Origin of the sequence: Marinoscillum sp. MHG1-6 (assembly GCF_024714475.1) — a bacterium.
Taxonomy (GTDB): domain Bacteria; phylum Bacteroidota; class Bacteroidia; order Cytophagales; family Cyclobacteriaceae; genus JAMZMI01.
This window is the reverse complement of record NZ_JAMZMI010000001.1, coordinates 441,813-462,606: the sequence shown is the minus strand read 5'-3', so window position 1 is coordinate 462,606 and position 20,794 is coordinate 441,813. Positions and strand designations below refer to the sequence as shown.

Here is a 20,794-nt window from a genome sequence, read left to right as displayed (position 1 = left end):
AGTATGCGAACAGTAATCATAATGATTGTGGGGCTTTTATGTTGGTCGTGTTCAGATGAGGAATGCAGGGACTCAACATTAACGATAAAAAGCGCGGATATTGAAGTGCAGCGCCTGGAAGAAGAGCTATTTGCAAGTGAGTCGGTAGAAGAGGTAAAGGGTTTTTTGGATAAGAATACTTCAACAGCGCGCTTTTTTCTGCACAGTAATGAATATCCAAATAATGGAATTCTTGCAAAGCGGATCTTCGATTTAATCAAAGATCCATTTATTGATACACTTTACCAGGAATCAAGGGATGCGTTTGAGGATTTTGAATCGACGGAAAGGACACTCGAAGGTGCTATTGGACGACTAAAGAGCATATATCCGGAAACACGAACGCCTAAAATACAGACCATGGTCACGGGCTTGTATAACGATCTATATATCACCGATAGCCTGATCATCCTTGGTCTGGACTATTTTATTGGTGAGGGTGCTACCTATAGGCCGATGGACATACCGGCTTATATTTTGAGAAGGTATGATAAACAACATCTACCAGTTACCATCATGAAATTTCTGACGAGTGGCTTGATATCAAGCGGCAAAAAGGAATCGATGCTTTCTGAAATGATTGATTTTGGAAAGAGCTATTACCTACTTACTCAGTTGATGCCATGTGTTACGGATTCTGTAATTATGGGATACACCCCTGCTGAGATGATGGCGGTTCAGGAAAACGAAGCGATTATCTGGGCCAATTTTGTTCAGAATGAGATTCTATATGAAACGAATCATGTGATTAAAAGAAAATTTCTGGGAGAAAGGCCGAATGTTTATGAGATCAGCAAAGACTGCCCGGGACGAGTAGCGGCCTGGGTAGGATGGCAAATTGTCGATGCCTATATGCGAAATAATGAGGTAGAGATTATAGCCCTGCTCGAAAACACGGATAACGATAGGATATTCCAGTTATCTGGATACAAGCCGAAGGGGAACTAGCCAGTTAGGATAAATATCTCCGAATCATCAATAGTCATGGATTGATGATTTTCAATGACATTGAGCAATTTGCCTACCAGTAATTGTTTATCATAAAATTGTTCTGCTAACCTTCGAGCGTTTTGCTGGGCAACCAATAACCGATTTGGATCATCAAAGTAAGGCTTTAGCTTTTCAATGAATTCTTCAGGCTTTTTTGGCGAATGGGTAAAACCGCAGTGATTATTCTCAATAATGGATTTGGTCCATCCTTTGAAGTTGGTAATGATGAGTTTGCCCGCGGCCAGTCCGTCAAAAAGCTTGTTCGGACTACCAGTAGCCAGTACCGGAACATTTTTAAATGAAACATAAACTCCATCCATGGTTTCAAGAAGTGCTTTGACTTTTTGTTTTGGACCAAAGTCATAGTACCTCACATTGCTAAGGCTTCCCATGGCTTCAGTTAAGGAGTGTCTTTCAGCGCCAGAACCCATAATGTGAAATTGAACCGGCAATTTGTTCTTCTCACAAAGTCGAGCAACATTGACGAGAGCCTCTAAACCATTGGCCTTCCCCAAGGTGCCGATATATCCAATATTAAAGGGGTTCTTGCGGGAGAATTTCTTTAAAGAAACTTCTGGCTGAAAATAATCGCAATGTGAAATATTGGGGATCACATATACCCTTGATGATGGCGACCTCTTTTCGATATAGTTTCTAATATCAGGAGAGAGGGCAATCACTTTATTTGCTTCGGAATAACATTTTTCCTCAAATCTATAAAGCAGCGATTTTATCATACGGGATTTAATTATTTCCATTTGTATCGGGGCCTCCGGCCACAGGTCACCAACTTCAAAGAAATAGGGAACGCCTCTCTTTCTCTTTAAATGAAGACCGATAAGCCCAGTTGTCAATGGGGTTGTCATAACATAGGCGAGGTCGATTTTAGGAAGTTTAGTCAGTTCCTTTTTCGCGAGGCGAACAAATCTTATAAAGGAGAAAATACGTCTGAAAAAACCGAACTCATTTCGATATTTAACCGGCAGATAGTGAACTCGGATGCCTTCAATGTTTTGTACTTCGTATCTTTCATTGCGAGCAGTAATTATTTTCACGGTATGCCCTGCAGCGACAAGACCTTTGGCAAGATGATAGGACCTGGTGCAGCCGCCTTGATCCGGGGTACGAAAGTATTGATGTACATAGGCAATGACCATGTTTATAAAGTTCTGAAATAATGAGTTGTAAAACCAGAATAGCTGTTAGTCCATCTATTTGGCTGGACCCATTTTCTCCCAATATTTACAGAAATTGGTGATTTGACATTCATCACATTTAGGAGTGCGGGCGAGACAAACATATCTGCCGTGTAGGATCAACCAGTGGTGGGCTTTATGGATGTACTCCTCAGGAATGTATTTCACAAGTTGATTTTCTACTTCGAGTGGTGTTTTGGCTGTTTGAGTGACAAGCCCAAGTCTTTTAGAGACTCGAAAAACATGAGTATCAACTGCCATAGCGGGCTGATTGTACAGTACGGAAACCACCACATTTGCCGTCTTTCTGCCTACACCCGGAAGTTTCTGTAGATCATCTGTGTTTTGAGGAATTTCACCACCAAAATCCTCCATGATCATTTTGGATAGCCCTATGAGGTGCTTCGATTTGTTGTTTGGATAGGAGACGCTTCGGATCAGCTCGAAAATTTCGTCGAAAGTCGCATGAGACATGTGCTCAGCAGTAGGAAAGGCTGCGAAAAGCGAGGGCGTAACTTTATTAATGCGCACATCGGTACATTGCGCACTGAGAACGACAGCCACCACCAGTTCAAATGGATTGCTGTAGTTCAGTTCCGTTTTGGGGTCTGGAAAGTTTTCCAGGAAATAATTTACAAATGCCTCGTACCGCTCCTTTTTTGTCATTGCTGTGCCCTTTTCTTTGGGCAGACAAAATTATGTAGAGTGTACCTGATATCCTTTTGAGAAGTTAAGGATATTCCTGACTGATTTTTCTGAAGGTTGGTATTTCAATTTGTTCAATTGACTTACCACCTCTTTGAGTTCATCGTATTTTTCCTGAAGAGATTGATCTACAAGCAAAGCTTGCTCTACCTCATGGTATTTGGCTTTGTCAAGTTCTCCGTAAATAAATCCCACTAAGTCATTTTCTGTAAAAGTTTTTGTCATAGGCATTTTCCGAAAGGTTTAGCTTTTTACGTAAATTAATTAAAGCATACCTCATTCTGCCTAAAGCTGTATTAATACTCACCCCGGTAGCGTCAGCGATTTCCTGAAAACTCATTTGCATATAATGCCTCATCACCAGTACTTCTCTTTGGCTCTCCGGGAGCTCTTGTATATGTTGCTTTAGCAGATTGTAAGTATCCTGCTTAATATGTTCACTTTCGATGGGTGCCTCAGAAAACTCCAACGTATTCATCACACTGCTGCCATCCTCCATTACAATGGTTGGATAACGTCTCTCTTTTCTAAATTGGTCAATGGCAAGGTTATGGGCAATTCTGAGAATCCAGGGCAAAAACTTGCCTTCCTCATTGTATCTGCCTGATTTTATGGTTTTGATTGTTTTAATAAACACATCCTGCATCAAATCTTCTGCAAGATATCGGTCTTTTACAATCAAATAAATCGTGGTAAATACCCTGTCTTTGTGTCTTACCAATAATTCCTCGAACGCCTCTTCGTTACCATTTTTGTAGATAGACACTAGCTGTCCATCTGTCAATTTTACGTTACTCATTAAGTCACCAGTTAGTTAACGTAGACGTTCAAATCATATTGTCAGGGTTTAAAAGGAATGATAAAAAAATGATTCGTATAGTATCAAATCTATATTAAATAATCCTTAACCACAAATTCATGATTTTTGAAAACTGCGAATTGGCTCGTTTGATTCGATGGATTCCTCACTTATCTATTCGGCAAAGAAGTGTCTTAATCAAGTTGAGAATTGACATTCAAAAATTGGACAAATGACAGAAAGGAATAATTATTTTCTTGTATCAATCAAGATATTTGCCTCTTTAGTCTTTGTATAAACCAACCAAAAAACCGAATTAAAAACCTTTTGTGACATTCAAATGATCAAGTTATTCATTAACTCTTTTGTGGCTGTAAGCGCCACATTATTTTTTGTGAGCTGCAACGAACCTGCCCAGGTTACGCTGAAAGTAAATCCGGAAACCACCGGAATACCAATGAGCCCAACATTGATAGGGGCATTTTTTGAAGACATTAACTATGCCGCAGATGGGGGGCTTTATGCGGAGTTGGTCCAGAATCGGTCATTCGAATATCACGAGGTAGACGAATATGTAAAACTTAAGCCTCTGGAGGCATGGGAATTAGAGGGGAATAATGGGTCAATGACTATTGAAGGTGATAACCCCTTAAATGCGAATAATCCAAACTATTTGCATCTTAACATAACGGAGGATCAACCAACCGGATTTAGAAACACCGGATTTGATGGCATTTCGGTGAACAGTGGCGAGGAGTACCTTGTCTCTATGTACGTCAGAGCAAATAAGAAATTCGAAGGTTCTGTTCGGGTCGCTTTGGTCAATTCCAAAAATAAAACTATTGCTAGCTTGGATTTTGATGGGATAGATGATACCTGGTCGAAACTGGGAGGAATACTAAAACCATCAGAAACGGAATTGAAGTCCAATTTAGTAATTACTACCTCTTCCAAAGGCGATCTTTATTTCGATATGATCTCCTTGTTTCCTAAAAACACTTTTAAGGGACGAGAAAATGGACTCAGACAAGACCTGGCTCAAACTATAGCCGATTTGAATCCACAATTTGTAAGATTTCCGGGTGGTTGTATTTCTCACGGTGCGAGCCTTGATAACGCGTACCGATGGAAAGAAACTGTGGGATCAGTTGAGGAAAGAATACCGAATTGGAATGCCTGGGGATACCATCAGACCTATGGCCTTGGGTTTTTCGAATACTTTCAGTTCTGTGAGGACATCGGGGCTATTCCGCTTCCGGTAGTGCCTGTAGGGATTTCCTGTCAGTTCCGAGATCGGGAAATTGCTCCCATTGAAGATATGCAACTTTGGGTTGATGATGCGTTGGATTTGGTCGAGTTTGCCAATGGGGCAGTAGATACAGAATGGGGTAAAGTTCGTGCTGACATGGGACATCCTGAACCGTTCAATATGGAGTATCTCTGCCTTGGGAATGAAGAGGATTTTATACCGGAATTTGAAGTGCGGATGAAGATGATCACAGACTCTTTACGAAAGTACTATCCCGAAATCAAAGTGATAGGAACATCCGGAGTCGCAGCTTCCGGTTACCATTACGATCGATTGTGGGAATACAGTGTTAAGGAAAATTTGGATGCAGTGGATGAGCATTATTATGTGAGTCCATCATGGATGCTCAACAATCAAGATCGGTATGATGATTTTGATAGAAACGGTCCTAAAGTTTTCGTTGGTGAATATGCATCACGTGACGATCGTTTGAAAAATGCTATTGCTGAAGCAGCCTATTTGACCGGTGTTGAAAAGAATGCAGATGTCATTCAATTTACTTGCTATGCACCATTGCTTAGCAATGAAAATCATCATCAGTGGAATCCGGACCTGATCCGATTTGATAATAACAACGTGGTTAGGACAGTGAGTTATTATGTACAGCAGCTTTATGGGGTATATACAGGAAATGAATACGTGCCTAGCACACTGGAATATGTGGGAAACTTCAACCCTCATTCAAACTTGTATACAGGACAAGTTGGCCTGGGCTCATGGGGTACTACAGTAGTTTATGATGACATTCAGGTCGTTAGTGATGGGAACTTGATTATTGAGGAAAACTTTGAAGCAGGTACCAAAGCCTGGGAAGTCCAAAGTGGATCTTTCGAAGTTGTTGATGGAGCCTATTATCAGACGAGCATGAATGAACCATCGCTGAGCATTTATAATCTGCCAGTGACTGCAGAGAGCTATACTTACACACTTAAGGCGATGAAAACAGGTGGTCGAGAAGGCTTTGTTATTCCTTTTGCATATCAGGACTCACTGAACTTTTATTGGCTAAATATTGGTGGATGGAACAATACACGTCATGCGATAGAATTAGCTGATAACAGTTCGAAATCTGAATTTATGTCAAAACAAGGTTCTATTGAAAACAATAAGTGGTATACGATCAAGATTGAAGTGACCACAGACTTGGCTAAATGTTATCTGGATGACGAGCTGCTATTTGAAATACTGCCTCCGGCAAAACCAGTTTCTGCTTCTGTAGTAAAAAATGATAAAAACAATGAGCTAATTCTTAAGTTGGTGAACGCTGGTGATCAGTCTATCAGGGCGAATGTGGAGATTGAAGGGATTGATGCCAGTCTGAAAGCAGATGTAATTACACTAACAGGAAATGATCCGGAATTAAGAAATTCTCTTGAGGCTCCGGAATTATTGAGTCCGGATACCACATCAATTTCTGTTGGTGATCTCAAAAATTATGAATTGCCGGCTCAATCGTTTAAGGTGGTAAGCATAAAGCAATAGAACGTATCTCTATCAATAATTTTGAAAGGCACCCCCTAGGGTGCTTTTCTGTTTTTCATCCCAGTTAAGCAATCCGGACCATTTGTTTTGAGGAACATTCAATGTTTAGCCCTGGGCTGCGTAAATTCGCAACTCTAAACCCGAACTTTAGGTTATAGATACTCCTAATTGCTTTTAACTAGTTCATGTCCAAACCCATAGACCAATACGATCCAAAGGATCATATCATCATTAAAGGAGCTAAGGTGAACAACCTGAAAAGCCTCGATGTGGCCATTCCACGAGACAAGTTGGTGGTGATCACGGGTCTTTCAGGGTCGGGCAAATCTTCATTGGCGTTTGATACACTTTTTGCTGAAGGTCAAAGGAAATATGTTGAAAGTCTCAGTTCTTACGCTCGTCAGTTTTTGGGAAGAATGGAGAAGCCTGAAGTGGACTATATTCTGGGGGTATCTCCTGCTATTGCGATTGAACAAAAGGTGTCGAGCCGAAATCCGCGTTCAACAGTTGGGACGACCACAGAGATTTATGATTACCTCAAACTGCTGTTTGCAAGGATCGGTGTAACCTATTCCCCAGTTTCGGGGGGTGTCGTTAGGAAAGATACGGTCACAGATGTTGTCAATTATATTTTGTCTTTTGAGGAGGGAGACAAACTGGTCATTTCCACCCCGTTAAAAATCAAGAACTCCCGTACGATCATGCAGGAGTTAAAAGTGCTTCTAAGCAAGGGGTATACACGGGTATTGATGGATGGTGAAACTCAATTCATTGAAGAGATACTCGATCAAAAAATTTCTTCCAAAGCGGAATTTGAGATCCTGATTGATCGTGTGGTGGTCAAAAGAGATGAAGCCACAGAGTTTAGGCTTTCGGACTCGGTTCAAACTGCTTTCTTTGAGGGGGAGGGCAACTGCAAGGTAAATATTGTTGGAAAGAATGAGCTTTCCTTTTCGGATCTTTTTGAAATGGATGGTATTCGCTTCGAAGAGCCATCCGTTAATTTCTTCAGTTTTAACAATCCCTATGGGGCATGCAGAAGGTGCGACGGGTTTGGAAGAATATTAGGGATTGATCCTGACCTGGTAATTCCTGATCCAAGTCTTTCCATTTATGAAGGAGCTGTAGCTCCCTGGCGAGGTGAGATCATGCAGTCATGGGTACAGCCACTGATCAAAAACGGTATTCGATTTGATTTTCCGATCCATCGACCGGTGAATGAACTGACGAAGGATGAAAGGGAACTCCTCTGGAGCGGCAATGAATATTTTGAAGGCATCAATGCCTTTTTTGAATACCTCGAAACGCAGGTTCATAAAATCCAGTATCGTGTGATGCTCTCTCGCTACCGGGGTAAGACCGTGTGCCCGGACTGTCATGGTACCCGACTTAGAAAAGATGCATCTTATGTGAAAATAGGAGGAAAATCCATCATTGATTTGGTTTTGATGCCTGTTGAAGACCTTATTGGGTTCTTTGACGAATTAGAGGTTAGCGATCATGATCAAAAGGTTGCTCGCCGGATCTTGAATGAAATTACCAATCGACTTTCTTACCTGGATAAGGTTGGTTTAGGCTACTTGACATTGAACCGTCTAACCGGCACCCTGTCGGGAGGAGAATTTCAAAGAATCAAACTGGCGACATCTCTGGGAAGTGCACTGGTCGGATCTATGTATATCTTGGATGAACCTAGCATTGGTTTACACCCAAGAGATACTGATAAGCTCATAGAGGTATTAATAACCCTGAGAGATTTAGGAAATTCGGTGATAGTAGTTGAGCACGAGGAAAAGGTGATGGAGTCAGCGGATCAAATTATTGATATAGGACCGGCTGCAGGAGTGCATGGGGGAGAATTGGTATTTCAGGGAAAAGTAAATGAGCTTAATGGGGAATCCAGATCCTATACTGCCAAATATCTGAAGGGAGAGGAAACGATAGGTATCCCTTCAAGGCGCAGAAAGTGGAATCAATCGATCAAAATTCTGGGAGCACGAGAGAATAACCTGAAGAACATATCTGTTGAGATCCCGATGGGAGTTCTGACCGTGATAACAGGTGTGAGTGGCTCAGGTAAATCAACCCTCGTTAAAAGTATACTTTATCCTTCAATCGGAAAAACACTTGGTGTTGGCGGTGAACTAACAGGTAAATACGAGAGCCTTGATGGGGATTATAAAAAAATTAATCAGATAGAGTTCGTTGATCAGAATCCGATTGGAAAGAGCTCCAGATCCAACCCAGTCACCTATGTGAAGGCATATGATGGCATTCGTCAATTATTTTCTGAGCAGCCGGCTGCAAAGAAAAATGCATTTAAACCTGCCCACTTTTCATTCAATGTGGACGGTGGACGTTGTGAAGTTTGTGAAGGTGAAGGAACAGTTACTGTTGAAATGCAGTTCATGGCCGACCTTCATCTGGAATGTGAGAATTGCAAGGGCAAAAGATTTAAGAAGGAGATACTGGAAGTGACCTATAATGGGAAGGACATCTCGGAAGTACTTGACCTGACCGTTGATGAGGCCATTGAATTCTTCGAAGGTAAATCCAGTATTATCAATAAGATTAAACCTTTGCAGGAAGTTGGTTTAGGATATGTAAAACTTGGACAGTCCTCCAATTCTCTTTCCGGCGGTGAAGCCCAAAGGGTTAAGCTTGCGTCATTTCTTGGCAAGGGCTCAACGAATAAATCGGATCATATCTTTTTCATTTTTGACGAACCGACAACCGGTCTCCATTTCCATGATATCAAAAAACTTTTGGACGCTATCAATGCGCTTGTTGATGCTGGAAACTCTGTTTTGATTATCGAGCATAATATGGAGGTCGTGAAAAACGCGGACTGGATCATTGACATGGGACCAGAAGGTGGAGAGCGCGGGGGAAATGTCTGTTTCACCGGAGTGCCGGAGGATATGATTAAATTAGCCGACAATTACACGGCGAAGTATTTGAAAGAAAAATTCTAAGCTGAAATAATTCACACTAAAACAATTTCGAAAACTCAAACAAATAGTCATGAGAAGAAAAATAGCTGCGGGAAACTGGAAGATGAACCTTGATCTGGAGGGCGGAAAGCAACTCGCATCAGAGGTGGTTAATATGGTTACGGATGAAGTATCCAAAGATATTGATGTGATATTGATACCACCATTTACACACCTGACCACAGTAAAAAGTTTAATTAGCGGCTCTTCAAAAGTTAAATTGGGAGCACAAAACTGTCATGAAGAAGCTAGTGGTGCTTACACTGGTGAGATCTCATTGGAGATGTTAAAATCTGTTGGTGTAGAGTACGTAGTAATTGGTCACAGTGAGCGTCGAGAATACTTTGGTGAAGACAATGCACTCTTAGCAGTTAAGACAAAAAAGGTTCTAGATGCCGGTCTGACTCCGATTTTCTGCTGCGGTGAGAAATTGGAAGTAAGAGAGGCAGGAAAACATCTGGAGCTTAACAAGGAGCAGGTTGAAGAGGCGCTTTTTGGCTTATCAAAAGAGGAAATTTCTAAGGTGGTAATCGCGTATGAGCCTGTATGGGCGATTGGAACAGGAGTAACTGCGTCATCTGATCAGGCTCAGGAAATGCACCAATATATTAGAGGCGTTATTGCTGAAAAATATGATCAGGAAACAGCTGATGGCATTTCTATTCTTTACGGAGGAAGTGTAAAGCCTGGAAATGCAGCTGAGATTTTTGCGAAGCCAGATGTAGACGGAGGTCTTGTTGGTGGAGCCAGTTTGAAATCAAGAGATTTCACAGACATTGCTAAAGGATTCTAATGAATTTTATTGGACTGCAAGTCAATTGTGACGAAGAGAAGAGAGAGTTCATCATAGCGGAGCTCTCTCTTTTGGCATTTGATGCTTTTGAAGAAAATGAAAAGGGAGTTTTCGCCTCTTGTGATCTTGCCGAATGGAATGAAGAGGAGGTCAAAGAAATCTGTAATCGCTATGAACTCGAATATTCCTTTGAGGAAATAGAAAAGGTTAACTGGAACGAGGAATGGGAGAAAAACTATGATCCGGTCATTGTTGATGATCAGTGTATCGTACGTGCCACGTTCCATGAACCGAAACCGGAGTTTCCGTACGAAATCATCATTACTCCAAAAATGTCTTTCGGCACAGGACATCATGCTACCACTAACCAGGTTTTGAAATACCAGCTTTCATTGGACCATGAAGGAAAGAAGGTGCTAGATGTGGGTTGCGGAACCGGGGCGCTGGCGATAATGGCTCATAAAAGAGGAGCTCAGGAAATCGCAGCGGTAGACATTGATGAATGGTGCATCGAAAATAGTTCTGAAAACTTCGCGTTAAATAATTGCGAAAACATCCTGCTCAAGCTAGGCGGCATTGAGCAAATTCAGCCAGATGACCATTTTGATTTCATCTTTGCTAATATCAATAAGAATGTGCTGATTGATCAAATCAAGGACTATGCGCATAGATTGGTGAACGGTGGTACGCTGGTTCTTAGCGGATTTTATGCCTGGGACATTCCCGATCTGGTTAGAGAAGGGAGAAAATATGGCCTTGAACATGAGGACCAATCGGAGTTGGAAAACTGGGCCATGCTGGCCATGAGAAAAAAGTAAAATTGGCAATAGCGTAAGCGTCTTGTTGATTTATAGATGGAATCAGGTTGGTTATATCCCGATTTCATAACTTTATTGAAATGAAAAACAGGTTGTTATTGATAGTTTGCTGGAGTGTGCTTTCATATTCCGGTTATTCCCAAAATATATTCTCTGGGAGTGATACAACATTTTTTCGGGAAACACTTTCGGTTATCCGCTCCAAAGGAACTCAGGCGGCCAATAAGGTTGCATTCGATTATGAGAATGCCTGGACTCAAAATTTCACTACTGCCCAGCAAAAGCAGATCTATGAAATTGCGATGAAAATGGAGCGCAGAAGCTGTCGCTTCGACCCTGACTTCTGGTACTTTTTCTGTTATCTGTCCTATACGGTTTCTCAAGCCAACTTAAACACCGATCAGGTTTCGGAGGTTCTAAAAATTAATGCAGAGGTTGTAAAGACACTGGATGCCGAATCCTATACAAATTTTTTATTGGGGCTGAACAACTTCATGGCGCGCAGATATCTCGTTCGAACCAAAAGTGTCAACATTTACACGGATGACGGGTCTTTTCAATTCAAGCTGCTGGAGGACTTTGTGGCCGAGGAACCTGAAGAAGAGGAATTGCCAATTCCTGTAATCGAAGAGCCGGAACCTTTGCCAGAACCTGAACCCGCTCCGGTAACTGATACATGGTCACAAGATAGTTGGGGGAGTAACGATGATTGGGGATCAAATGATGACTGGGGTTCTTCGGATTCATGGGGAAGCACAGACTCCTGGGGAACAACCACAACCTATTCTGAGCCCGAACCTGCAGCTCCAGTTGTACCTCAGCGACAAGCCGTGCAGGGTGTGGTTGAGGATTTTGTGAAAGAGCTTGAGCTAAGATATACACATCCCAATGTTGAGGGCGCGGTAATAGAGCTTCTTAACAACAGTATGATCGTTGCCACTCCTTATGATTCTTTAAAAATCAAAGAAACGAGCGGATCCTTTTTATTGCAGCATCGGGTTTATGTTGGAAAAAAAGCAATTATTAATTGGCCGGAGCAGTTTAAACAATTTAAGGGCAGCGTTGTCAATTTAAAGGAATTCTACATTGGAAAAGACCGTTCGGATTTCTGGACTCCCTTTGCTACCCTCTCATTTCCAGATTTGTTTGGAGGTACTGTTGAAGGAGTTTTTGAATTCAAGAGTATAAAAAGACGGAAAGATGACCCGGGGCACTATCCTGTTTTCACTTCGAATCGTGCAAATACCCAAATTAACCTTAGCAATAAAAGAATTTCTTATACAGGCGGAATTCAGTTCAGGGGTAATCAGCTGGTAGGAACAGCGATCTCTAGAGAAAAAGGGAGACTGGAGATTCGTGATGAAAAAGGAAATCGATTAGTCATGCGAGCGGTTCGATTTGATTTTGGCGATTCAGTTTACTCCACTCCAAATGGAGAGTTTATTCTAAAACACGGTGTTGATTCCCTCTATCATCCGGCTGTAGCCATGAAATACGATGCGAGGACAGACAAGCTATTGTTGATTAGGAAGGGGGAATATGATACCAGAGGGTTTTTCTCCACCTTTTTTGATATGTCTTTAAGTGCTCAAACAATCGCATGGGATTTGGCGGCAGGCACACTCGATTTTGACATTATGGATGGGAAGAGCCTCATCCCGGCCACATTCGAAAGCGATAAATATTACAGTGAAATTCGATTTAGAAAACTGGCAGCCGGCTTAGGTTATAATCCTATTGCTGTGGCAGTATACTATGCCAGGAAGTATGGTGATATAAAAAACTTCAATGTGGAAGAGCTCGTGAATGAGTTTGATGTGACAAGAAAGCGGTTGGATGCCGGTATGACGGTGATCAATCGTTATGGGTTTGGCAAATTCAATAAGTCTACAGGCCAAATTGAGCTTTTCGATAAGGCTTTTCACTATTATGACGCATCCGGAGGAAAGGCCGATTATGACAATTTGATGATCAATTCGATGAACGCACCTGGTCCAAGTGCGACAATGAATTTAGATTCAGGCACATTACTCATCCGCGGTGTCAGTAACTTTTACCTTACGACCGACTTTAAAGTGAAGTCTACACCGGAAAAAGGTGAGGTTACAATCCTAAAAGGGAGGAACCTGGACATGGATGGTTCGGTTGAAACGGGGGATTTTACCTATACCGGAAAAGCGTTCCGTTTTGATTACGATCAATTTTTGATCGATATGACTGAAATTAATGACATTCACATAGAGCTTCACCCGGATTCGGTCAGTAGTTCAGACGATTTTCAAGAGTTGTCAAATGGAATAGCTGGGACTTCGGGTATTCTTTATCTGGATGACCCTAAAGACAAATCCGGCCTGGTAGCCTCTTCTAATTATCCGTACTTTTCTTCCAACTCTGATGCTGTCGTGTATTTTGATGGGCCGGAGGTTTTGGGGGGAGCATATGACCGGTCGGTGAAGTTTGTAATTCCACCGTTTGAAGAAGATAGCCTGGCGGCAGATGATAAAATCACTTTTGAAGGGGTATTTAACTCGGGTGGAATTTTCCCGAATTTTCCTGAAACGCTGAAAGTCATGCCTGACAATTCCCTGGGATTTATCCATCAAATTCCTGCTGAGGGTTACAATCTATACGGTACGGATGCCAGGACTTATGAACAAATATCCCTAACCAATGATGGAATTAGAGGAGGGGGAAAAATTGATTTCATTACTTCCACCATCTACTCTGATGATTTCGTTTATTATCCGGACTCAGTTGCAGCATATGGACGAGGAGGAGAGATTCGCCCTGGTGAAATGGGAGGGTCCAGCTACCCAGATGCTGTTTTGGGTCCTTATAGGATGCACTGGCTGCCACGTGTGGATAGTATGTACCTGACCAATCTCAACAAACCATTTAAGTTTTATAATGGTACGGCTGAACTGGATGGTGCGGTGAACATTACTTCATCAGGGGTGCTGGGAATTGGTACCATGAACACAAGAGGTTCCAGGGCAGTATCAAATCACCTTTCTTTTAAGCAGTACTCCTACTCTGCCAGACATGCAAAATTTGAGGTTTTGACTGATAACCCGAACAAACCGGCCCTGGCAGGAGATGATATAGAACTGAATATTGACCTGATCAATAATAAAGCTGATATTCACCCGGAAAAGGAAGGGGTAGCAGCCATTTCCTTCCCGTATGCACAGATGAAAACCTCCATTACCAATGCGGTTTGGGATTTGGAAGACTCCATCGTGACTATGACCAAACCAGCGGATGTGCCTATAGAAAATTCGTACTTCTATACTACAAGAAAGGAACTGGACTCATTGGTTTTCAACGCAGAACAGGCAGACTACGATTTCAACACCAAAGAACTTAATATTAAGGGGATACCTTACATTTTGGTTGCTGATGCAGAACTCATTCCTAACAATCATGAGACAACCATTTTGGAAAATGCGGAACTTCAAATCTTCCACAACGCCGAATTGATTATTAGTGCTGAGAATGAATATCACTATCTGAAGGATGCCGAAATCAAAATCATTTCAAGAAATGAATTTAGCGGTACAGCCAATTACCAGTTTAAAAATGAGCATGATACATTAGAAATAAGGTTTGATCATTTTAACATGGAAGAGGTGGCCATTGATGAACAGCGAACTGTCAGAACGACGGTTTCTAATGGTGGCGTCCTGGAAAAAGATAGTATGATGATTTCCCCTGGATTCCTTTACAAAGGGGATGTAAAAATGTTCGGATATAAGAAGGCTCTGGATTTGGAAGGCTTTGTGAAGCCGGTGATTGACGGCATCGAAACACATTGGATAGCTTATTCGAAAAATAATGATAATCCAGAAGTGCTTGTGGATATGGACAACGCTTTTTTTGAAGATGACAACCCGGCAATAGCCGGACTCCACTTCGATTTGCAAGGAGCTCTTTATGCGTCGTTTTTGGAAAACAGAAAATCGCCTTCTGATGAGGATTTCTTCCTGGCCAAGGGATTGTTAGCCTGCGATACTTCCAACAATTCATTCAGAATCGAGGCTCCCCGAAAAACAAGTGGAGAAGCATATGAGGGTGCTACGATGATCTATTCTGAAGAAACGGGAGATGTGATTTTCGAAGGAGAAACCTATTTTTTTAGTCCTTACACTGATAAAATAAGAATTAAATCATCGGTGTTAGGAACTGGAAATAAAACCAAAAATGAATTTTCCCTGGATGCTATGTTAACGCTGGACCTCGGTATTGAAAAGTCTTTGCCCTTTTTAGAGATCATGGCCGAGGATCTGGTAGAAATAATTGAGCGACTCGGCCCACCTGCGGCAAATGACATCTCTCTTTCAATGCTTTATAAACTGGCCAATTTCACCTCGGATGAGATCGCCAAAACCTATGAGACTGAGAGCTTGAAGGACTATGAGCCTTTGATTGAATTTTCGGAGGTTTTTGAAAAATCATTAGTCATCTCAGGGGTGAAAATGAAGTGGTCAGAGGGGCACAGAGCCTGGTATAATACCACCAAAATTGGTGTATCTAATATCTATGATACTGACGTCAATGCTAAGCTTGATGGCTTTCTGGAGATCAAAAAGGATGAAGCGAATGAAGATGTTTTCAACTTGTTCATTCAGGCGGCTCCGGGTACATGGTATTTCATTTCCTATGCTGCCAAGACGCTACTTTTTTATTCTTCCAATACGAAGTTCAATGAGGCAGTAGAAGAAAAATCCAATTACGGCAAATCAAAGTCCGGTGATGTGGTGAAGGTTCTGGGAGATGAAAACGAAACCTTGAGCTTTATCAACAATTTTAGGGAAACCTATTTTGGGATTAGAGAGGCATTTAAGCTTTCTTACCCTGACGATTTTGATGTTTCGGACGATCAGATTTTCAATACGATTCAGGAAGATGATGATAACAATAAGCCGGCCGATGATGGCTTTGGTTTTTAATCATAACTAAGCATTTCAATGAAGGCGATAGCGTATTTCAACGACAATAAGTCGAGGTTTTTAGATGAGCTTTTGGAACTACTTAGAATCCCATCGGTAAGTGCGGACAGTAGTAAAAAGGAGGAAGTCATTCGGGCAGCTGAATATGTGAAAGAAAAGCTACTGGAAGCTGGAGCGGATAAAGCTGAACTATGCCAGACTGATGGTCATCCGATTGTGTATGGTGAAAAAATTATCGATCCGGAGCTGCCTACCATTCTAGTATATGGTCATTATGACGTGCAGCCAGCCGATCCTTATGATTTGTGGGACTCCCCTCCTTTTGAGCCAGTAATTAAAGATGAAAGGATTTATGCCCGAGGGGCTTGCGATGATAAGGGGCAGTTTTATATGCATTTGAAAGCGTTCGAATCCCTGGTAAAAACCAGTACGCTACCATGTAATGCCAAATTTATGATTGAGGGAGAGGAGGAAGTGGGATCCTCGGGACTTGAGCAATTTGTAATTGAAAATAAAGAGAAGCTTTCTTCCGATGTAATTCTAATTTCTGATACGTCAATCATTAGCAATGATACTCCTTCAATTACCGTTGGGTTGAGAGGGCTTAGCTATGTTGAGGTGGAAGTGACGGGACCCAATCGTGATTTACATTCAGGCGTGTATGGGGGTGCGGTCGCCAATCCAATCAATGTACTTTGTGATATGATTGCCGGTCTTCAGGATGCTGATGGACGAATCACTATTCCCGGATTTTATGATAATGTGGCTGAACTGAGTGAAGCAGAACGAACAGAAATGGCCAAAGCTCCGTTTGATCTTGATGATTACAAGAGAAATTTGAATATCAAGGCAATTAAAGGGGAAAAGGGTTTTTCGACGATTGAGCGTACGGGGATTAGACCATCACTGGACGTTAATGGAATTTGGGGAGGTTATACCGGGGAGGGGGCTAAAACAGTTTTGCCTTCAAAGGCCAGCGCAAAAATTTCTATGAGACTCGTTCCAAATCAGGATAGCGATGAAATCACCGAGCTTTTCAGAAAGCATTTTGAATCTATCGCCCCGGATTATGTAAGCGTAAAAGTGACACCGCATCATGGAGGTGAGGCAGCAGTAGTTTCAACTAATTCTGATGCTTATCAGGCTACTGTCAAAGCTTTTGAAGCAGCGTGGGGAAAGACCCCTATCCCTACTCGCGAAGGAGGGAGTATCCCAATTGTAGCATTATTTCAGAAGGAACTTCGGGTAGATCCTATTCTAATGGGGTTCGGCCTGGATTCTGATGCCATTCATTCACCGAATGAAAGTTATGGCCTATTCAATTTTTACAAGGGAATCGAAACGATTTCATACTTTTATCAGTTCTTCTCGGAGGAAAAACAACAAGCATGACAAAAGCTCATTTAAGGGGACTATTACTAATTCTGACATTTTTCATCGGTCATCTGAGTTTAGGCCAGATTTTGAAACCGATCAAGTGGGATAAACCGCAACTCTCGGTTGAAACACCTGAAGCAGGAGGAGAATATGATCTGATCTTTACAGCGAAGATTGATGAGGACTGGTATCTGTATTCCTCAGATTTCGATCCGGATTTGGGTCCTATGGTCACTCGCTTCAACTTTGAGCCAAATGATACCTATGAGCTTATAGGAGAAATCAATCCAATAAACCCATCCAGGAAATATGACTCAGTGGTTTGGATGGGGGAATACACCTACTTCAAAAAAACAGCGGAGTTTCGTCAGCGGATTAAAATCCTCAAAGCGGATTATCGTATCTCTGGTAATTACACCTACCAGGTCTGTACAGATGTGGATGGGAAATGTATCCCATTCGATGATGACTTTTCCCTGAATACCCATAGTAAGGAAGAAGAAGGCGTTGCAGACACACCACATGTGGTGAAAAAAAAAAGATTAAGCGCTAAGGGAACTCACGATCCGTATACGCTTCTTTCTTTCATGCTCGTATCCTTTTTAGCGGGATTAGCCGCATTGCTTACCCCCTGTGTGTTTCCGATGATACCTATGACGGTCAGTTTTTTCACCGGAAAGAAAAAGGAAAGATCCAAGTCAGTTTTTCAGGCAGTATTTTACGGTATTTCGATCATTGTCATCTACGTATTGGTCGGTGTGATACTGGCACCATTCATGGGACCAGAGACTGCCAACGACCTTGCTACTGGATGGATACCCAATGTTATTTTCTTTACCGTTTTTGTGGTCTTTGCACTATCGTTCTTCGGACTTTTTGAAATTACGCTTCCCCATAAATGGGTCAATCAGGCGGACAGAATGGGAGACAAAGGAGGGATAATAGGAATATTCTTTATGGCACTGACCCTTGTACTGGTTTCATTTTCCTGCACCGGCCCACTTGTGGGTAGTATTTTGGTAGAGTCAGCCGGAGGACAGTTTCTAAAGCCTATTCTAGGTATGCTGGCTTTTGCACTGGCCTTTGCACTCCCTTTTACACTTTTTGCATTGTTTCCGGGATTATTGAATAATCTTCCAAAATCAGGTAGCTGGCTTAATTCTGTCAAAGTAGTTCTAGGGTTTCTGGAATTGGCTTTTGCTTTCAAATTTTTGAGTGTAGCGGATCAGGCCTATCACTGGCATATTCTCGATCGCGAAATTTACCTGGCCATTTGGATTGTGATCTTCACTCTGCTTGGGTTTTATTTACTTGGCAAGATCAAGTTGCCAGGAGATGGGGATGAATCTAAAACTTCTGTAGGGAAGTTAATTATGGCGATATTGACCTTCAGTTTTGTGGTTTACCTAATTCCAGGAATGTTTGGGGCACCTTTGAAAGCATTGGCTGGCTATCTGCCACCGCTAAGCACGCATGATTTTAATTTATACGAAACAGGGGAAGTACAAGAGCCACTTTGCGAAGAACCGAAGTATTCTTCCTTCCTGGAATGGGCACACGGATTAAATGGATATTTTGATTATGATCAGGCCCTGGCTTGTGCCAGGTCTCAAAATAAACCACTCTTTATAGACTTTACCGGACATGGCTGCGTTAATTGCCGAGAGATGGAGCAACGAGTATGGTCGGATCCTAAAATTTTGGAATTGCTGAAGAATGAATTCGTGCTGGTAGCCCTGTATGTTGATGATAAAACTGAGTTGCCCGAATCGGAATGGTATACTTCCCAGTACGATAACAAGGTAAAAAAGAGCATAGGGAAACAAAATGCGGACTTCCAAATCACCGAATTTGAGAATAATGCACAGCCTTTTTATGTTATTCTTAGCCCTGAAGGCAAGCTTTTAGTGAATCCGCAAGCATATGACCTAAATGTTGATAACTTTGCATCGTTTTTGAAGAAAGGAATTAATGCCTATCAGCAAAATAAGTAGCCAAATTATGCAACCAATCAGACTGATGATCATGCTGGTTATTCCAGCAATGACAATTGCTATGTTTTCATGTCAGCCTAAACAGGCAGCGACGAAAGTAGAAGTCATTGAAGAGGTGGTAATAGAACCGGAAGTGAAGTATGGGATTGTTGTTGACTCTCTTGACGAGCACATAGATAGGGTCAAATGGAATCAATACCTTTCTGATATTTTGAGTTCATTTAATGTGGACGACCCAACGATCTATCAGATCGCACAGGCTTCGAAAGGTGTTTTTGATGTCAGAAATCTAAAAGCGGAGCGTCCATATAGTATTTTTCTTAAGCGGGATTCGGCCAAAACAGCTACACATTTCGTTTTCGAGCCGGATAAGACGGAGTATGTTGTCTTTCATCTTCAGGATTCCATCCATGTTACGAGGCACAAGCGACCAATTACAATTGAGGAGCACACCATTGTGGCAGAAATTGAAAACTCGGTTTATGAGGCTGTACTGGCTCAAAATGAAAGCCCGATTTTGGTAAGCCGCCTGGTAGATGTATTTGCCTGGCAGGTAGACTTTTTCAGAATCCAGAAAGGTGATCGCTTTAAAGTGATTTATGAGGTAGAAAAGGTTGGGGATGAAGTTGTTGGGATAAGCCAAATCAAGGGAGCCTATTTTCAGCATTTCGGTAAAGACTATTATGCCATCAACTTTGAAAATGATGGATCAGAGAATTTCTTTGATGAAAAGGGGAATAGCTTAAGGAAAACGTTTTTGAAGGCACCTCTTGACTTTTACAGGATTAGCAGCAGATACAATCCAAGAAGGTTTCATCCTGTACTAAAAAGATATAAGGCCCATTTAGGTACTGATTATGCGGCCCCCAGAGGAACCCCAATACGTACCGTTGGTGATGGTGTAGTGCTGGAAGCTTCCTATACAGGAGGCAATGGCAACTACGTGAAGGTCAAGCATAATAGCAATTACACTACTCAATACCTGCACATGTCGAAAATAGCATCGGGCATGAGACCTGGTACAAGGGTAAAACAGGGACAGACGATCGGATATGTAGGAAGTACCGGACTAGCCAATGGACCGCATGTCTGTTTTAGGTTTTGGAAAAATGGACGTCAGGTTGATCCTTTAAGAATAGAGCTGCCACCATCAGAGCCTATAAGCGAGGATAAGAGGAGTCAATTCCTGCATACCAAGAATGTCATAGTTAGTCAGCTTTTCAAATTGACTGTACCATCAGATTCTTTGGAAATGTCTAAAATGGCCTCGAAGCCTGCTGACTCTGAGGACAAAAGCTTTTAATTTTCCCTATAATTTGCGTTCTTTCAGGTGTATAATGTAAATATGCC

At 41.9% G+C, this 20,794-nt stretch carries 13 protein-coding genes; 9 read left to right on the top strand and 4 right to left on the bottom strand.

All coding sequences use genetic code 11. From position 1 onward, the window contains the following. Positions 1–3: 3 nt before the first annotated feature. Positions 4–987: a gliding motility lipoprotein GldB gene (locus NXR94_RS02065; protein ID WP_258102900.1), complete on the top strand. Its 984-nt coding sequence runs from the start codon at positions 4–6 to the stop codon at positions 985–987. On the opposite strand, the gene NXR94_RS02060 is transcribed toward NXR94_RS02065, so the two are convergent. The 4 genes from NXR94_RS02060 to NXR94_RS02045 are packed head-to-tail and all read right to left on the bottom strand — an operon-like array spanning position 984 to position 3,729. Then, on the bottom strand, positions 984–2,186 hold the full coding sequence (locus tag NXR94_RS02060; protein ID WP_258102899.1) for a glycosyltransferase family 4 protein: 1,203 nt from the start codon (positions 2,184–2,186) through the stop codon (positions 984–986). The genes NXR94_RS02065 and NXR94_RS02060 overlap by 4 nt on opposite strands. A 54-nt stretch (positions 2,187–2,240) precedes the next feature. Further along, complete coding sequence (nth, locus tag NXR94_RS02055) at positions 2,241–2,891, bottom strand: endonuclease III (protein WP_258102898.1); 651 nt, start codon at positions 2,889–2,891, stop codon at positions 2,241–2,243. Positions 2,892–2,921: 30 nt separating this feature from the next. Then, positions 2,922–3,161 (bottom strand): hypothetical protein, encoded by a 240-nt coding sequence (locus tag NXR94_RS02050; protein ID WP_258102897.1) that lies wholly within the window; start codon positions 3,159–3,161, stop codon positions 2,922–2,924. Beyond that, positions 3,130–3,729 (bottom strand): RNA polymerase sigma factor, encoded by a 600-nt coding sequence (locus NXR94_RS02045; protein ID WP_258102896.1) that lies wholly within the window; start codon positions 3,727–3,729, stop codon positions 3,130–3,132. Before NXR94_RS02045 ends, NXR94_RS02050 begins: the two co-directional genes overlap by 32 nt. A gap of 340 nt (positions 3,730–4,069) precedes the next feature. Between NXR94_RS02045 and NXR94_RS02040 the strand changes: the two genes are divergently transcribed. The 8 genes from NXR94_RS02040 to NXR94_RS02005 all read left to right on the top strand — a co-directional run bounded on the left by NXR94_RS02040 (position 4,070) and on the right by NXR94_RS02005 (position 20,747). Further along, positions 4,070–6,520, top strand: coding sequence for an alpha-L-arabinofuranosidase C-terminal domain-containing protein (locus NXR94_RS02040; protein WP_258102895.1), 2,451 nt, complete (start codon positions 4,070–4,072; stop codon positions 6,518–6,520). A gap of 185 nt (positions 6,521–6,705) precedes the next feature. Further along, positions 6,706–9,495 carry an excinuclease ABC subunit UvrA gene (uvrA, locus tag NXR94_RS02035; protein WP_258102894.1) on the top strand — a complete coding sequence of 930 codons (2,790 nt, stop codon included), beginning with the start codon at positions 6,706–6,708 and terminating at the stop codon, positions 9,493–9,495. 49 nt (positions 9,496–9,544) lie between these two features. Beyond that, positions 9,545–10,306: a triose-phosphate isomerase gene (tpiA, locus tag NXR94_RS02030; protein ID WP_258102893.1), complete on the top strand. Its 762-nt coding sequence runs from the start codon at positions 9,545–9,547 to the stop codon at positions 10,304–10,306. Continuing rightward, positions 10,306–11,124 (top strand): 50S ribosomal protein L11 methyltransferase, encoded by an 819-nt coding sequence (gene prmA, locus NXR94_RS02025; RefSeq protein ID WP_258102892.1) that lies wholly within the window; start codon positions 10,306–10,308, stop codon positions 11,122–11,124. The genes tpiA and prmA overlap by 1 nt, the downstream gene beginning before the upstream one ends. An 80-nt stretch (positions 11,125–11,204) precedes the next feature. Then, positions 11,205–16,073, top strand: a complete 4,869-nt coding sequence (locus tag NXR94_RS02020) for a hypothetical protein (RefSeq protein ID WP_258102891.1) — start codon at positions 11,205–11,207, stop codon at positions 16,071–16,073. A gap of 18 nt (positions 16,074–16,091) precedes the next feature. After that, entirely contained in the window at positions 16,092–17,465 is a 1,374-nt protein-coding gene (locus tag NXR94_RS02015; RefSeq protein ID WP_258102890.1) for a dipeptidase, read from the top strand. After that, positions 17,462–19,444 carry a cytochrome c biogenesis protein CcdA gene (locus NXR94_RS02010; protein WP_258102889.1) on the top strand — a complete coding sequence of 661 codons (1,983 nt, stop codon included), beginning with the start codon at positions 17,462–17,464 and terminating at the stop codon, positions 19,442–19,444. Before NXR94_RS02015 ends, NXR94_RS02010 begins: the two co-directional genes overlap by 4 nt. 7 nt (positions 19,445–19,451) lie before the next feature. Continuing rightward, on the top strand, positions 19,452–20,747 hold the full coding sequence (locus tag NXR94_RS02005; RefSeq protein ID WP_258102888.1) for a peptidoglycan DD-metalloendopeptidase family protein: 1,296 nt from the start codon (positions 19,452–19,454) through the stop codon (positions 20,745–20,747). Positions 20,748–20,794: the final 47 nt, after the last annotated feature.

Excerpts from the sequence above, each read along its gene's own strand:
- NXR94_RS02015 (WP_258102890.1), top strand. The coding sequence starts at position 16,092 with ATGAAGGCGATAGCGTATTTCAACGACAATAAGTCGAGGTTTTTAGAT.
- tpiA (WP_258102893.1), top strand. The coding sequence starts at position 9,545 with ATGAGAAGAAAAATAGCTGCGGGAAACTGGAAGATGAACCTTGATCTG.
- NXR94_RS02060 (WP_258102899.1), bottom strand. The coding sequence starts at position 2,186 with ATGGTCATTGCCTATGTACATCAATACTTTCGTACCCCGGATCAAGGC.
- NXR94_RS02005 (WP_258102888.1), top strand. The coding sequence starts at position 19,452 with ATGCAACCAATCAGACTGATGATCATGCTGGTTATTCCAGCAATGACA.
- NXR94_RS02010 (WP_258102889.1), top strand. The coding sequence starts at position 17,462 with ATGACAAAAGCTCATTTAAGGGGACTATTACTAATTCTGACATTTTTC.
- uvrA (WP_258102894.1), top strand. The coding sequence starts at position 6,706 with ATGTCCAAACCCATAGACCAATACGATCCAAAGGATCATATCATCATT.
- NXR94_RS02020 (WP_258102891.1), top strand. The coding sequence starts at position 11,205 with ATGAAAAACAGGTTGTTATTGATAGTTTGCTGGAGTGTGCTTTCATAT.
- NXR94_RS02040 (WP_258102895.1), top strand. The coding sequence starts at position 4,070 with ATGATCAAGTTATTCATTAACTCTTTTGTGGCTGTAAGCGCCACATTA.
- prmA (WP_258102892.1), top strand. The coding sequence starts at position 10,306 with ATGAATTTTATTGGACTGCAAGTCAATTGTGACGAAGAGAAGAGAGAG.
- nth (WP_258102898.1), bottom strand. The coding sequence starts at position 2,891 with ATGACAAAAAAGGAGCGGTACGAGGCATTTGTAAATTATTTCCTGGAA.
- NXR94_RS02045 (WP_258102896.1), bottom strand. The coding sequence starts at position 3,729 with ATGAGTAACGTAAAATTGACAGATGGACAGCTAGTGTCTATCTACAAA.
- NXR94_RS02065 (WP_258102900.1), top strand. The coding sequence starts at position 4 with ATGCGAACAGTAATCATAATGATTGTGGGGCTTTTATGTTGGTCGTGT.
- NXR94_RS02050 (WP_258102897.1), bottom strand. The coding sequence starts at position 3,161 with ATGCCTATGACAAAAACTTTTACAGAAAATGACTTAGTGGGATTTATT.